Raw genomic sequence first — 12,736 nt, 5'->3', positions numbered from 1 at the left:
GCCGAGGCCGTCGCCCTCGGCTCCCTCGTGCCCGGTGAGCCGCGTGCCCCGGGGAAGCCCGAGTACCCCATGGACACCCCGGACCAGGCGCTGCCGCCGCTCGTGTATCAGCCCACCGCCGCCGAGGACGCCGTCGAGCCCGTCGCGCCGGGCGCCGGGGCGGAGCGGCTCGTCGAGTACGTGCCCCGCGACGAGGTCGGCTCCACCGCGTGCAGCCGGCAGGCCGGGCCGTATCAGCGCCAGGTCGAGCGGTGGCTGGGGCTGGGCGTCGACGGGAAGCAGTCCGTCGCCGACTGCGCCGCGATCCGCGGCTTCCAGACCACCCATGGCATCCGTCCCGACACCGGCTTCGCCGGGCCCGCCACCTGGGGCACCATGCGGCTGCTCGCCGCTCGGGCCCGCCCCGACGCCGCCGGCCGCTGCCGGGCCCGCGCGGCCAGGACCGCCTGCGTCGACCTCGACCGGCAGATCATGTGGGTGCAGGGGAAGGGCGGCGGGAAGGCGAACGTCACCTTCGGCCCCGTGGCGATCCGCAGCGGACGGCCCGGTCTCGCCACCCGGACCGGCACCTATCCCGTCTACTGGCGGCACAAGAACCACTGGTCCACCATCTACAACGCGCCCATGCCGTACGCCCAGTTCTTCAGCGGAGGACAGGCGTTCCACGCGATCTACGACAACATCTACTCCACCGTCGGCTCACGCGGATGCGTCAATCTGACGTACTCGGACGCCAAGCGGCTGTGGGGCGTGCTGCGCAAGGGTGACCCGGTCCACATCTGGGGGCACCGGCCCGGCGCCTGAGGCGGGGGCGGAGCTCTGAGAGACTTGGCGCGATGACCGCGATGACGCAGACCGTGCACACCCGAGCCCGCGCCGAGATCGATCTGGCCGCCCTGCGCGCCAACGTCCGTGCGCTGCGCGCCCGTACCCCCGGCGCGCAGCTCATGGCCGTCGTGAAGGCGGACGCGTACGGGCACGGCGCGCTGCCCTGCGCCCGGGCCGCGATCGAGGCGGGCGCCGCCTGGGTCGGCACCGCCACCCCGCACGAGGCGCTGGCGCTGCGGGCGGCCGGGATCGGCGGGCGGATGCTGTGCTGGCTGTGGACGCCCGGCGGGCCCTGGCGCGAGGCCATCGAGGCCGACATCGATGTGTCGGTGAGCGGGATGTGGGCGCTGCGGGAGGTCACCGAGGCCGCCCGCGCGGCCGGGCGGGTCGCCCGGATCCAGCTCAAGGCCGACACCGGGCTCGGGCGCAACGGCTGCCAGCCCGCGGACTGGCCCGAGCTGGTCCAGGCGGCCCTGGCCGCCCCGGAGGTCCGTGTCACCGGCCTCTGGTCGCACTTCGCCTGCGCCGACGAGCCCGGCCACCCCTCCATCGCCGCCCAGCTCACCCTCTTCCGCGAGCTGGTCGCGTACGCCGAGAAGGCGGGCATCGAGCCCGAGGTGCGGCACATCGCCAACTCCCCGGCCACCCTCACCCTCCCGGAGTCCCACTTCGACCTGGTACGGACCGGTATCGCCATGTACGGCGTCAGCCCCGCGCCCGAGCTCGGTGCCCCGGGCGACTTCGGGCTGCGGCCGGTGATGACGCTCGCCGCGTCCGTGGCGCTGGCCAAGCAGGTCCCGGCGGGGCACGGCGTCAGCTACGGGCACCACTACGTCACCAGGGAGGAGACCAGCCTCGCGCTGGTTCCGCTCGGGTACGCGGACGGCATCCCGCGGCACGCCTCCGGGCGCGGGCCCGTGCTGCTCGGCGGGAAGGTGCGGACCGTGGCGGGACGGGTCGCCATGGACCAGTTCGTGGTCGATCTCGACGGGGACACCGTGGAGGCGGGCGCGGAGGCGGTGCTGTTCGGGCCCGGGGACCGGGGCGAGCCCAGCGCCGAGGACTGGGCGCGGGCGGCGGACACCATCGCGTACGAGATCGTCACCCGGATCGGTTCGCGGGTACCCCGCGTCTATCTGAACGAGAGTTCCCACGGCTGAACCCCCGGCGGCCGGATCCGCGGGGGGCGACCACAGGGACCTGGACCACAAGGAGCGGCACGGTGAGCGAGACCAGCACGGGGGACGTGGTGCGGGCGGCTGCGGGCAGCTGGCGCCGGGCGGGTCTGGCCGGCGCCGCGATAGGCGTGGTGGCGGCGGGGGCCGCCGCCGGGGTCGCGGTCGAGCGGCTCACCGTCGGGCGGGGGATGCGCAAGAAGGCGCGTCTGGCGCTGGACGCGACGGGCCCGTACGGCGCGCTGCGCGGCACGCCGGGGCGCGCCTACGCCGACGACGGCACCGCGCTCTACTACGAGACCGACGAGGCCGAGCCGTCCGCCAAGGCCAACGGGGCGCGCAAGCGGCGGCTGTTCGGCCGCAAGGCGCCCGCGCCCGTCACCGTGGTCTTCTCGCACGGCTTCTGTCTGAGCCAGGACGCCTGGCACTTCCAGCGGGCGGCGCTGCGCGGGGTCGTGCGGACCGTGTACTGGGACCAGCGCAGCCACGGCCGCTCGGCGCGCGGCGAGGGCCAGGCGCAGGGCAGGCCCGTCACCATCGACCAGCTGGGCCGCGACCTCAAGGCGGTCCTGGACGCGGCGGCTCCCGAGGGGCCGCTGGTGCTCGTGGGGCACTCGATGGGCGGGATGACGGTGATGGCGCTCGCCGACCAGTACCCGGAGCTGATCCGCGACCGGGTCGTCGGCGTCGCCTTCGTCGGCACCTCCTCCGGCCGGATGGGCGAGGTCAGCTACGGCCTGCCGGTGGCCGGGGTCAACGTGGTGCGCCGCGTGCTGCCCGGGGTGCTCAGGGCGCTCGGCTCGCAGGCGGAGCTGGTGGAGCGGGGACGGCGGGCCACGGCGGACCTCTTCGCCGGGATGATCAAGCGGTACTCGTTCTCCTCCCGGGACGTGGACCCGGCGGTGGCCCGGTTCGCCGAGCGGATGATCGAGGGGACGCCGATCGACGTGGTGGCGGAGTTCTACCCGGCCTTCGACGACCACGACAAGGAGGCGGCGCTCCAGGTCTTCGCCGAGGTGCCCGCGCTCGTCCTGGCGGGCGACCGCGACCTGGTCACGCCCAGCTCGCACAGCGAGTCCATCGCGGACCTGCTGCCCGACGCCGAGCTGGTCATCGTGCCCGACGGCGGGCACCTGGTGATGCTGGAGCACCCCGAGACGGTCACCGACCGGCTCGCGGACCTCCTGGTGCGCATCGGCGCGGTGCCGGAGGCGACTAACGTTGGCACGTATGGAAGCACCGCACACCCAGGCCACTGAGGCCATGACCCGGCTCACCCTCGACTCGCCCGCCGAGATGCAGGAGTTGGGCCGCCGTATCGCCGAACTGCTCCGCCCCGGCGATCTCGTCCTGCTCACCGGTGAGCTCGGCGCGGGCAAGACGACGCTGGCGCGCGGCCTGGGCGAGGGCCTGGGCGTGCGCGGCGCGGTGACCTCCCCGACCTTCGTGATCGCCCGTGTCCACCCGTCGCTGACCGGCGGCCCGGCCCTGGTGCACGTGGACGCGTACCGGCTCGGGGGCGGTCTGGACGAGATGGAGGACCTCGACCTCGATGTCTCGCTGCCCGACTCCGTGGTCGTCGTGGAGTGGGGCGACGGCAAGGTGGAGGAGCTCTCCGACGACCGGCTGCACGTGGTCATCGACCGGGTGGTCGGCGAGACGGACGACGACCGGCGGGTGGTGACCGTGACCGGTCTGGGTACCCGTTGGTCGGGCGCCGGGGTCGACGCCCTGTAGTCGCCGGGGGTGTGGCGGGGCGCGTGGCAGGCGTACGTTCCGACAAGCCGTCGGCAAAATGTTGCGCGGGTCCCGCCGCCCGTGGTCACATGGGAGGAGAGACCTGGTTAGGTCTACCTAACCACGCCTTCTCCAGGAGCCGGGAGGCCGCCATGACCGTGTCGGAGCGCGCAGCGCAGCCGCGGCGCACGCAGGGTGTGTCCATGAACGATCTGCTGGCCTCCTGCGCGGCGGCGAACGCCGTCTCCACGCCGCCGGAGCGGACCGGGACGGACGGGGCCGGCCCGGGCGATCCGCCGGAGCCGGCCGAGGAGAGCGGCGAGCGCCGCGACGCCGCCTGACCCGTATCACTCGTTCGGGTGTTTCTCGCGGTACGCCGGTGGGGCTTCGCGGCTGCGGTTACGGCACCACGACGATCTTCGAGCCGATCGTGGCGAAGGTCCACAGCGCGTTGCCGTCCTCGCGCTTCATCCGGATGCCGCCGGTGCGCTTGCCCGGGGCGGGGCTGGCCAGCTTCCCGTCGACCGCCGCGCTGAAGCCGATGGTCACGGAGTCGACGGTGGCGAACCGCACCACGTGCTCGATCGGCACGCCGTCCGAGCCGGGGACGGAGGCCGCGCGCGAGGTCACCGCGTAGTTGCCGGGCTTGGGGCTGACGGCCGACGGCATGACCTCGAAGGACTTGGGCGGCAGGCCCTTGAGGGTCTTGGTGCCCACCAGCCAGACGCGCTTGGCTCCCAGCGAGTAGACGACACGCGGGCCGACGCCCGAGTTCGGCGGCAGCGCCGCCGGGTTCCTCGCGGGCGTCTTCCCCGCGGGCGGCACCGCGGCCGACGAGCTGGGGGCGGGCGAGACGGTGGTCCCGGGGGCCGCCAGGTCGGCCTTGGACGGGGCGTTCGCCGACGCCTGATAGGCGAGGAAGCCGACCACCGCGAGCGCCGCCGCGGTGAGCCCGGCCACAAATCCCGAGCTGCTCCTTGCCACCTGGCTCGCCCCTTTCGTCCGTACCGGCCGCAAGGCGTACAAGCCTGCGGTCATATCTGCGGCTGACGGTAGCAGCCGGTGGCGGCGGGGACGGGACGCCGTGCCCCCGGCGCCGTGGCCGTAGGCTGTTCGCGTGCTCTTGCTCGCCGTTGATACCGCCACTCCCGCCGTGACCGTCGCCCTGCACGACGGCACCGACGTCGTCGCCGAGACCAGTCGGGTGGACGCCCGCCGCCACGGGGAGCTGCTGCTGCCCGCCGTCCACCAGGTGCTCGCGGACGCCGGGCTCAAGCTCGACGCCGTCACCGATCTGGTCGTCGGGGTCGGCCCCGGCCCGTACACCGGCCTGCGCGTCGGTCTGGTGACGGCCGCCACCTTCGGCTCCGTGCTCGGCGTCCCCGTCCACGGCCTGTGCACGCTCGACGGCCTCGCCTACGCCTCCGGTATCGAGGAGCCGTTCGTGGTGGCCACCGACGCGCGCCGCAAGGAGGTCTACTGGGCCCGCTACGACGACTTCCGCACCCGTGCGGGCGAGCCGTCCGTGGACCGGCCCGCCGACATCGCCGAGCAGGTCGCCGGGGCGCCGGCGGTCGGCGCGGGCGCGCTGCTCTACCCCGAGGTCTTCGCCGACGCGCGCGGGCCCGAGCACCAGTCGGCGGCGGCGCTCGCGGCGCTGGCGGCCGAGCGGCTCGCGGCGGGCGCCGGGTTCCTGCCGCCCACACCGCTGTATCTGCGCCGCCCGGACGCGCAGGTGCCCAAGAACTACAAGGTGGTCACCCCGCGGTGAGCGTGGTGCTCCGCGAGATGCGCTGGTGGGACATAGAACCGGTGCTCGCGCTCGAACACGACCTGTTCCCCGAGGACGCCTGGTCGGCGGGGATGTTCTGGTCGGAGCTCGCGCACGCCAGGGGACCGGGCGCCACCCGCCGCTATGTGGTCGCCGAGGACGGTTCGGGCCGGCTCGTCGGCTACGCGGGCCTCGCAGCCGCCGGCGGCCTCGGTGACGTCCAGACCATCGCCGCGGCCCGCGACCAGTGGGGCACGGGCCTGGGCGCCCGGCTCCTGACCGACCTGCTCAAGCACGCCACCGCCTTCGAGTGCGACGAGGTCCTGCTCGAAGTGAGGGTGGACAACACACGCGCCCAGAAGCTCTACGAGCGCTTCGGCTTCGAACCCATCGGATTCCGGCGGGGCTACTACCAGCCGGGCAATGTGGACGCGCTCGTGATGCGCCTGATCGTCCAGGAACACGACCGAGAAACAGAAGAGACTGACTGATGGCTGACGAACCGCTGGTACTCGGCATCGAGACCTCCTGCGACGAGACCGGCGTCGGCATCGTGCGCGGCACGACGCTGCTCGCCGACGCCGTCGCGTCCAGCGTGGACACCCACGCCCGGTTCGGCGGTGTGGTGCCCGAGATCGCCTCGCGCGCGCACCTGGAGGCGATGGTCCCCACCATCGAGCGCGCCCTGAAGACGGCCGGGATCTCCGCCCGGGACCTCGACGGCATCGCGGTGACGGCGGGCCCCGGCCTCGCGGGCGCGCTGCTCGTGGGCGTCTCGGCCGCCAAGGCCTACGCGTACGCCTTGGACAAGCCGCTGTACGGGGTGAACCACCTGGCCTCGCACATCTGCGTGGACCAGCTGGAGCACGGGCCGCTGCCCGAGCCCACGATGGCGCTGCTGGTCAGCGGCGGCCACTCCTCGCTGCTGCTGGCGCCCGACATCACCGCGGACGTACGGCCCATGGGCGCGACGATCGACGACGCGGCGGGCGAGGCCTTCGACAAGATCGCGCGCGTGCTCGACCTCGGCTTCCCCGGCGGCCCGGTGATCGACCGGCTCGCCAAGGAGGGCGACCCGCAGGCGATCGCGTTCCCGCGCGGTCTGAGCGGCTCGCGCGACCCGGCGTACGACTTCTCCTTCTCGGGGCTGAAGACCGCCGTGGCCCGCTGGATCGAGGCGAAGCGCAACGCGGGCGAGGAGGTGCCGGTCCGGGACGTGGCCGCCTCCTTCCAGGAGGCCGTGGTCGACGTCCTCACCCGCAAGGCCGTCCGGGCCTGCAAGGACGAGGGCGTGGACCATCTGATGATCGGCGGCGGGGTCGCGGCCAACTCGCGGCTGCGCGCGCTCGCCCAGGAGCGGTGCGAGAAGGCCGGCATCCGGCTGCGGGTGCCGCGCCCCGGGCTGTGCACGGACAACGGCGCCATGGTGGCGGCGCTCGGCGCCGAGATGGTGGCGCGCAACCGGCCCGCCTCGGACCTCGACCTGTCGGCGGACTCCTCGCTTCCGGTGACGGACCCTCATGTGCCGGGCACCCAGGGCCACGCACACGCGCACGACCACGACCATGTGCACGAGGTCAGCAAGGAGAACCTGTACCCGTGACGGTCGCGCTGATGTGGGAGGCGCGGGCGGCCGAGGGCCGGGGCGCAGAGCTCCTCGCCTGGGCCCGGGGCCGGCCCCTGCCGTACGCGCCGGTGCGCCGCGAGGTCTTCGCGGCGCCCGGGGACCGGGTTCTGGTGATCACCTGGTGGGACGCGGCGTACGACGCGGAGCTGCCCGAACTGCCGGAGCCGGACGGGAAGTTGGTGACGAGGGCGGTCCACCGCTGGCGCTTCGAGTCACTCGGCGTGGAACCTCCGGCCTGAAATCTGCATCGACCAGTACGCAGAGGGCGTATCGGTCGGCAGTTCGGACGGTTGGTTCACAGTGGGTAAGAAGAGCGTGGCGGCGGCGGGTCTGGTTCTGTCCGGGGTGCTGCTGGCCACCGGCTGCTCCTCCTCGGACGGCGGCTCCGGGGGCGGCCCGCACAAGAGCGGCGGTACGCCCGCCCAGCCCTCCGCGTCGGCCTCGGCCCCGGCCCCGGGCGGCGCCGAGGACGGGGCCGCGAGCGTGGCCGCGTACCGCAAGTGGGGTCTGAAGCCGCTGCCCGAGGCGCCGGCGCCGCCCGCGCGCAAACCGGTGCGGGCGAAGCCCGGCGAGGTCCCGGTGATCAGCGACGTCCCCACCCAGCAGAAGATCGTCTTCGTGACGTTCGACGACGGGGCCGAGAAGGACCCCAAGTTCGTCGAGATGATGCGGGAGCTGAAGATCCCCTTCACGATGTTCCTCACCGACGCGGCCATCAGCGGCGACAAGGGCTACTTCAAGCCGCTCCAGCAGCTCGGCAACGCGATCCAGAACCACACGCTCACCCACCCCAACATGCGGACCGAGTCCGCCGCCCAGCAGCAGCACCAGATATGCGGGCAGCAGGAGAAGCTGGGCAAGGAGTACGGGAAGGCGCCCCGGCTCTTCCGGCCGCCGTACGGCAACTGGAACGAGGCGACGCGGGCGGCGGCCAAGGCGTGCGGCATCCAGGCGATCGTGCTGTGGCGCGAGTCGATGCAGATACAGAACATGCAGTACCAGCGCGGCGACAAGAAGCTGCACCCCGGGGACATCATCCTGGCCCACTTCCGGGGGAAGAGTGAGCTCAAGGGCCACACGATGACCGAGATGACGGCGAACATGCTGCGCCACATCCAGGAGCAGGGCTTCGCGGTGGCGCGCCTGGAGGACTACGTCTGAGACAGGACTCCGGAAAAAATTCTGGGGTGATCCGAGAAAACCGTCGGGCCGTGTCGAATCGGGGCCGGGCCGTTCGACGTAAGGGTGAGAGGCGGGGAACGGCCCCGCAGCCACCCTCCGGACCCCGGTCCGGACGTACCGAGGAGCACACCGTGCCGCCTTACCTGTCGATGGTCCGTATCAACGAGGCCGACGCCCCCGCCGAGGGCCCCAGCGCCGAGCTCATGCAGCGGATGGGCGCCCTGATCGAGGAGATGACCAAGGCGGGCGTCCTGCTCGACACCGCCGGGCTCACCCCGACCGCCCAGGGCACCAGGGTCACCTGGTCGGGCGGGAAGCTCTCGACGACCGACGGGCCGTTCACCGAGTCCAAGGAGGTCGTCGGCGGCTACGCGCTCATGCAGTGCAAGGACATGGCCGAGGCGGTCGAGTGGGCCAAGCGGTTCCTGACGATCCACGAGGAGCACTGGACGGTCACCTCCGAGATCCGCGAGATCTTCGAGGGCTGACCGCCCGCCCGACGGCGGCGTGCTCGCGGACGGCGATTGCCGCCGGGCCGCGCGGGTGTTCTCATGACTGCCCGTGAGCACAGAAAAGGACGCCGTCGAGGCCGTCTTCCGGATCGAGGCCCCGCGCGTCATCGCCGCCGTCACACGGATCGTGCGCGATGTCGGCATCGCCGAGGAGCTGGCGCAGGACGCGCTGGTCGCCGCCCTGGAGCGGTGGCCGGAGACAGGGGTCCCGGACAATCCGGGCGCCTGGCTCACGGCCACCGCCAGGCACCGGGCCGTCGACCTGGTGCGCCGCCGCGAGACTTACGCGCGCAAGCTCGCCGAGATCGGCCGGGACCTCGACGAGGCGGTGTCCGAGCCGGAGTTCGCGGCGGCCGAGGAGCCGGACACGATCGACGACGACCTCCTCCGGCTGATCTTCACCGCCTGTCATCCGGTGCTCTCCACCGAGGCGCGCATCGCCCTGACGCTGCGCCTGCTCGGCGGGCTGACCACCGACGAGATCGCCCGCGCCTTCCTCGCCCAGGAGGCGACCGTCGCCCAGCGGATCTCCCGGGCCAAGCGGACGCTGGCGAAGGCTGGGGTGCCGTTCGAGGTGCCGCGCGGCCCCGAGCGCGCCCAGCGGCTCGCCTCCGTACTGGAGGTCATCTACCTCGTCTTCAACGAGGGGTACGCGGCGACGGCCGGTGACGACCTGGTGCGCCCGGCGCTGTGCGAGGACGCGCTGCGGCTCGTACGGGTGCTGGCCGGGCTCATGCCCGAGGAGCCCGAGGTGCACGCGCTGGCCGCGCTCCTGGAGATCCAGGCCTCGCGGACGGGCACCCGCACCGACGCCACGGGCGCGCCCGTGCTGCTCGCCGACCAGAACCGCTCCCGCTGGAACCGGCTGCTGATCCGGCGCGGGTTCGCGGCGCTGACCCGCGCGGGTGAACTCGGCGGCGCCCCCGGCCCGTACGCCCTCCAGGCCGCCATCGCCGCCTGCCACGCGCAGGCTGCCTCGTACGAGGAGACCGACTGGGCGGCGATCGCCGCGCTCTACCGCGCGCTCGCGGCGATCGCCCCCTCGCCGGTGGTGGAGCTGAACCGGGCGGTCGCGGTCTCCATGGCCGAGGGCCCCGAGGCGGGCCTGGCGCTCGTGGACGCGCTCGCCGCCGATCCGGCGCTGCGCGGCTACCACCTGCTGCCGAGCGTCCGGGGCGACCTTTTGGAGCGCCTGGGGCGCGGGGAGGAGGCGCGCGCGGAGTTCGCGCGCGCCGCCGAGCTGACCCGCAACGCGCGCGAGCGGGAGCTGCTGCGGGCGCGCGCGGAGGGCTGAGGCCGGGGCCTCTCGTGGCCGCCGATGAGTTTCGTGGAGGGGGCCGGTCTACCTTCCCGAGCCGCCGGTATCCGCCGGACGGCCCGGCCGAGAGGGAGGCAGCAGCCATGTCCGAGCAGTCCGTGCAGTCCGCGCAGTCCGCACAGAAGATCACGACGTTCCTGTGGTTCGACGACCAGGCCGAGGAGGCCGCCGGGTTCTACGTCTCCGTCTTCGGCGGGGACTCGCGCATCGCCGAGACCACGCGGTACACGGAGACGTTCCCCGACCAGGCCGGCCGGGTCATGACCGTCGACTTCGTACTGGCCGGCCAGCACTACACCGCGCTCAACGGCGGCAAGCAGGACTTCTCCTTCAACGAGTCCATCTCGCTCTCCGTCGACTGCGCGTCCCAGGAGGAGGTCGACGAGCTCTGGGCGAAGCTGACCGCCGACGGCGGCCAGGAGGGCCCGTGCGGCTGGCTGAAGGACAAGTACGGCCTGTCCTGGCAGATCGTCCCGCGCGCCCTGCGCGAGATCCTGTCGGGTGAGGACCGCGAAGGCGTGAACCGGGCGGTCGGCGCCATGATGAAGATGAAGAAGCTGGACGTGGCCGGGCTGCGACGGGCGTACGAGGGCGCCTGAGCGCGGCGACCGGGTGGCGAGCGGACCGGGCGGACGGCGACCGGCGACCGGCGGCCGGGCGACCGGGCGGACGCGGCCTGGCGGGCGACCGAGCAGGCGGCAGGGGCTCTTGGAGGCGCCGGTAACCTCATGTCCATGCCGTTCCGTACGCCCCTGCCGCCGCCCCCGCCCCCGGTGGGGATACGTACCTGGCCCGACCGGAACGCGCTGCTCAGGGACCGCGCGCACGTCCTGCACACCCTGGTGGCACGGCAGTTGGGCCCGGGACGGATCGCGGCGCACTGGGGCTGGGCGGTGCTGCTCGCCACCGGCTGGGCCTTCGTGGGGACCGCGGTCATCGCCTTCACCGAGGCGCTGGACGTATTGTCGCTGCTCTTCGGGACGGTCTGCCTGGTGATCGGCCTGGGCGCGCTGGTACCGACGGCCGTGGCGATCGTGGCGGGCCTGCGCAAGGACGCCCGAATCCGTGAACTCCTGCTCCAGTGGGCTGCGCTGGACCGCGACCCCGCGTGCGACGCGGCCCTGCGCGCCCCCGGGCTGAGCCTGGCGTGGCTGCTGCCGGGCGGGCTGATGTGCGCGGTCGGCCTGTCCGTGTGCGTCGCGGTCCCGGCGGGGGCCCGGCCGGGCGACGACACCTACGGAGTGGTGGTGCTGGGGATGGGGCTGGGCCTGGTGTGCTGGCTCACCGGACTGATCGCCCTCAACAAGGCGTTCTCCCACCGCCGCTGGGCCCTACGGCTCTCGCCCCCCGCGCACCTATCCTGAACGCGCGTACGCACGTCGCACGGTTTTCAGGGGGAAGGCGGCAACGATGGAATGGTACTGGTGGGTCCTCATAGTCTTCTGGATGGGAGGCTTCGGCTGGGCGGCCGACACCGGCCGTACGGCCCTGCGCACCCGCCATGAGCGCCGCCTGGAACGCCTGGAGGCGGCCCGGCAGGAGCGGCTCGCCCTGGAGGCGGCCAACCGGCCCCCGGAGCCCGTCTGCGGCTGCGCCCACCACCTCGCCAAGCACGACAAACAGGGCCTGTGCCACGAGCGCGTCGAGGTCCCGGTCGCCTGGGACGAGACCAAGCACCCGGTCCGCTTCGAGTCGGGCCGCTGCAACTGCCAGCAGTACGTCGGGCCGCAGCCGCTGTCCCGGATCTACGCGGAGGAGCTCACGGACCTGGCGTAGCGAGCCGGTCCGCGAGGACGGCGAGCCAGGCGGCGGGGCAGAGATCGCTGATGCTGCTGCGCGGGCCCGGCCCGGGCGCCTGGAGTGCGTCGGCCTCGCGGGCGACGTCGACGTGGTCCTGGATCTCCCGCATCCGGGCGAGGACCTCCATGTCCTGCTCGCTGAAGCCGTCCCGGCCGAGGCGGACCGCCTCCTCGATGACCCCGAGCACCTCGCGGATGCGCACCGCGTCCTTGGCGGCGCCCCGGTGCAGATCGCGGTAGGCCGAGCCTGCCGGGCCGCGCCGGCGCGCCTCGATCCGGTCGACGATCCCGTCCATCCGGCGCACCTGACCGTCGAGGTGGCGCCGCATCTCGTCCAGGTCGTTCGCCAGCTTCGTCAGCCCGTTGTCCTCGGGCACGCCGAGATCGGGCCGCGCCCCTGCGGGTCCGCGTCACCGGGGGACCGGATGCCCGATCAGCATCGTCGGCGCCCCCGCCACCCGCGTCAGGAACACCGTCGCGAAGGCGCGCCCCCGTAGCTTCATCTTGCGGCGCAACTCCTCCGGTTCGACCGCCGAGCCGCGCTTCTTGACCGTCAGGACGCCCACCTCGCGCTCCCGCAGCAGGGCCTTCAGCTTCTTCATGTTGAAGGGGAGCTCGTCGGTGATCTCGTACGCGGTGGTGAACGGCGACCCGTACGGCTCGTCGCTCGTGACGTACGCGATGGTCTCGTCGATGAGGCGGCCGTCGCACGCCGCCACGATGTCGGCCACCAGATGGGCCCGGATGACGGCGCCGTCCGGCTCGTGGAGGTAGCGGCCCACCGGGC

The 12,736-nt window shown here is 73.3% G+C and carries 18 protein-coding genes; 15 read left to right on the top strand and 3 right to left on the bottom strand.

The window, feature by feature from the left end:
• The 5 genes from ACJA3G_RS16085 to ACJA3G_RS16065 all read left to right on the top strand — a co-directional run.
• A partial coding sequence (locus ACJA3G_RS16085) for a L,D-transpeptidase family protein (protein WP_406553664.1) occupies positions 1 to 804 on the top strand: 804 nt, incomplete at its 5' end.
• Positions 805 to 845: 41 nt separating this feature from the next.
• Entirely contained in the window at positions 846 to 1,988 is a 1,143-nt protein-coding gene (gene alr / locus ACJA3G_RS16080) for an alanine racemase (RefSeq protein WP_406553667.1), read from the top strand.
• Between the two features lie 62 nt (positions 1,989 to 2,050).
• On the top strand, positions 2,051 to 3,262 hold the full coding sequence (locus ACJA3G_RS16075) for an alpha/beta fold hydrolase (RefSeq protein WP_406553663.1): 1,212 nt from the start codon (positions 2,051 to 2,053) through the stop codon (positions 3,260 to 3,262).
• Positions 3,234 to 3,740, top strand: coding sequence for a tRNA (adenosine(37)-N6)-threonylcarbamoyltransferase complex ATPase subunit type 1 TsaE (gene tsaE / locus ACJA3G_RS16070; RefSeq protein WP_406553662.1), 507 nt, complete (start codon positions 3,234 to 3,236; stop codon positions 3,738 to 3,740). Before ACJA3G_RS16075 ends, tsaE begins: the two co-directional genes overlap by 29 nt.
• A 203-nt stretch (positions 3,741 to 3,943) precedes the next feature.
• Entirely contained in the window at positions 3,944 to 4,081 is a 138-nt protein-coding gene (locus ACJA3G_RS16065) for a hypothetical protein (protein WP_406553661.1), read from the top strand.
• A gap of 58 nt (positions 4,082 to 4,139) precedes the next feature.
• On the opposite strand, the gene ACJA3G_RS16060 is transcribed toward ACJA3G_RS16065, so the two are convergent.
• Positions 4,140 to 4,700 carry a hypothetical protein gene (locus tag ACJA3G_RS16060; protein ID WP_406553666.1) on the bottom strand — a complete coding sequence of 187 codons (561 nt, stop codon included), beginning with the start codon at positions 4,698 to 4,700 and terminating at the stop codon, positions 4,140 to 4,142.
• Between the two features lie 157 nt (positions 4,701 to 4,857).
• Here ACJA3G_RS16060 and tsaB point away from each other — a divergent pair, with 157 nt between their 5' ends.
• The 10 genes from tsaB to ACJA3G_RS16010 all read left to right on the top strand — a co-directional run bounded on the left by tsaB (position 4,858) and on the right by ACJA3G_RS16010 (position 11,926).
• A complete protein-coding gene (tsaB, locus tag ACJA3G_RS16055) occupies positions 4,858 to 5,511 on the top strand; it encodes a tRNA (adenosine(37)-N6)-threonylcarbamoyltransferase complex dimerization subunit type 1 TsaB (protein WP_406553660.1) in 654 nt (217 codons plus the stop codon).
• A gap of 17 nt (positions 5,512 to 5,528) precedes the next feature.
• Positions 5,529 to 6,002, top strand: a complete 474-nt coding sequence (gene rimI, locus ACJA3G_RS16050; protein WP_406553665.1) for a ribosomal protein S18-alanine N-acetyltransferase — start codon at positions 5,529 to 5,531, stop codon at positions 6,000 to 6,002.
• Positions 6,002 to 7,114, top strand: coding sequence for a tRNA (adenosine(37)-N6)-threonylcarbamoyltransferase complex transferase subunit TsaD (tsaD, locus tag ACJA3G_RS16045; RefSeq protein ID WP_406553659.1), 1,113 nt, complete (start codon positions 6,002 to 6,004; stop codon positions 7,112 to 7,114). The genes rimI and tsaD overlap by 1 nt, the downstream gene beginning before the upstream one ends.
• On the top strand, positions 7,111 to 7,377 hold the full coding sequence (locus ACJA3G_RS16040; RefSeq protein WP_406553658.1) for a hypothetical protein: 267 nt from the start codon (positions 7,111 to 7,113) through the stop codon (positions 7,375 to 7,377). Before tsaD ends, ACJA3G_RS16040 begins: the two co-directional genes overlap by 4 nt.
• Positions 7,378 to 7,438: 61 nt before the next feature.
• Positions 7,439 to 8,299: a polysaccharide deacetylase family protein gene (locus tag ACJA3G_RS16035; RefSeq protein WP_406553657.1), complete on the top strand. Its 861-nt coding sequence runs from the start codon at positions 7,439 to 7,441 to the stop codon at positions 8,297 to 8,299.
• Between the two features lie 152 nt (positions 8,300 to 8,451).
• Positions 8,452 to 8,808, top strand: coding sequence for a YciI family protein (locus tag ACJA3G_RS16030; RefSeq protein ID WP_406553656.1), 357 nt, complete (start codon positions 8,452 to 8,454; stop codon positions 8,806 to 8,808).
• Positions 8,809 to 8,881: 73 nt separating this feature from the next.
• Complete coding sequence (locus ACJA3G_RS16025; protein WP_406553655.1) at positions 8,882 to 10,126, top strand: RNA polymerase sigma factor; 1,245 nt, start codon at positions 8,882 to 8,884, stop codon at positions 10,124 to 10,126.
• 107 nt (positions 10,127 to 10,233) lie between these two features.
• Positions 10,234 to 10,749, top strand: a complete 516-nt coding sequence (locus tag ACJA3G_RS16020) for a VOC family protein (RefSeq protein ID WP_406553654.1) — start codon at positions 10,234 to 10,236, stop codon at positions 10,747 to 10,749.
• A 135-nt stretch (positions 10,750 to 10,884) separates the two neighbouring features.
• Positions 10,885 to 11,514: a hypothetical protein gene (locus tag ACJA3G_RS16015; protein WP_406553653.1), complete on the top strand. Its 630-nt coding sequence runs from the start codon at positions 10,885 to 10,887 to the stop codon at positions 11,512 to 11,514.
• A 46-nt stretch (positions 11,515 to 11,560) separates the two neighbouring features.
• On the top strand, positions 11,561 to 11,926 hold the full coding sequence (locus ACJA3G_RS16010; RefSeq protein ID WP_406553652.1) for a hypothetical protein: 366 nt from the start codon (positions 11,561 to 11,563) through the stop codon (positions 11,924 to 11,926).
• Here the strand turns inward: ACJA3G_RS16010 and ACJA3G_RS16005 are convergent.
• On the bottom strand, positions 11,910 to 12,326 hold the full coding sequence (locus ACJA3G_RS16005) for a WXG100 family type VII secretion target (protein WP_406553651.1): 417 nt from the start codon (positions 12,324 to 12,326) through the stop codon (positions 11,910 to 11,912). The genes ACJA3G_RS16010 and ACJA3G_RS16005 overlap by 17 nt on opposite strands.
• 33 nt (positions 12,327 to 12,359) lie before the next feature.
• The coding region (locus ACJA3G_RS16000; protein WP_406553650.1) for a THUMP-like domain-containing protein at positions 12,360 to 12,736 on the bottom strand (377 nt) is incomplete at its 5' end.

The organism is Streptomyces sp. YS-3 (assembly GCF_045257485.1).
Taxonomy (GTDB): Bacteria; Actinomycetota; Actinomycetes; order Streptomycetales; family Streptomycetaceae; genus Streptomyces.
Note: the sequence above shows the minus strand (reverse complement) of the source record. Positions and strands in the feature narration are given on the sequence as shown.

Coding starts and splice junctions, on each gene's coding strand:
- tsaE (WP_406553662.1), top strand. CDS start 3,234: ATGGAAGCACCGCACACCCAGGCCACTGAGGCCATGACCCGGCTCACC.
- ACJA3G_RS16065 (WP_406553661.1), top strand. CDS start 3,944: ATGAACGATCTGCTGGCCTCCTGCGCGGCGGCGAACGCCGTCTCCACG.
- ACJA3G_RS16015 (WP_406553653.1), top strand. CDS start 10,885: ATGCCGTTCCGTACGCCCCTGCCGCCGCCCCCGCCCCCGGTGGGGATA.
- alr (WP_406553667.1), top strand. CDS start 846: ATGACGCAGACCGTGCACACCCGAGCCCGCGCCGAGATCGATCTGGCC.
- ACJA3G_RS16020 (WP_406553654.1), top strand. CDS start 10,234: ATGTCCGAGCAGTCCGTGCAGTCCGCGCAGTCCGCACAGAAGATCACG.
- tsaD (WP_406553659.1), top strand. CDS start 6,002: ATGGCTGACGAACCGCTGGTACTCGGCATCGAGACCTCCTGCGACGAG.
- ACJA3G_RS16010 (WP_406553652.1), top strand. CDS start 11,561: ATGGAATGGTACTGGTGGGTCCTCATAGTCTTCTGGATGGGAGGCTTC.
- rimI (WP_406553665.1), top strand. CDS start 5,529: ATGCGCTGGTGGGACATAGAACCGGTGCTCGCGCTCGAACACGACCTG.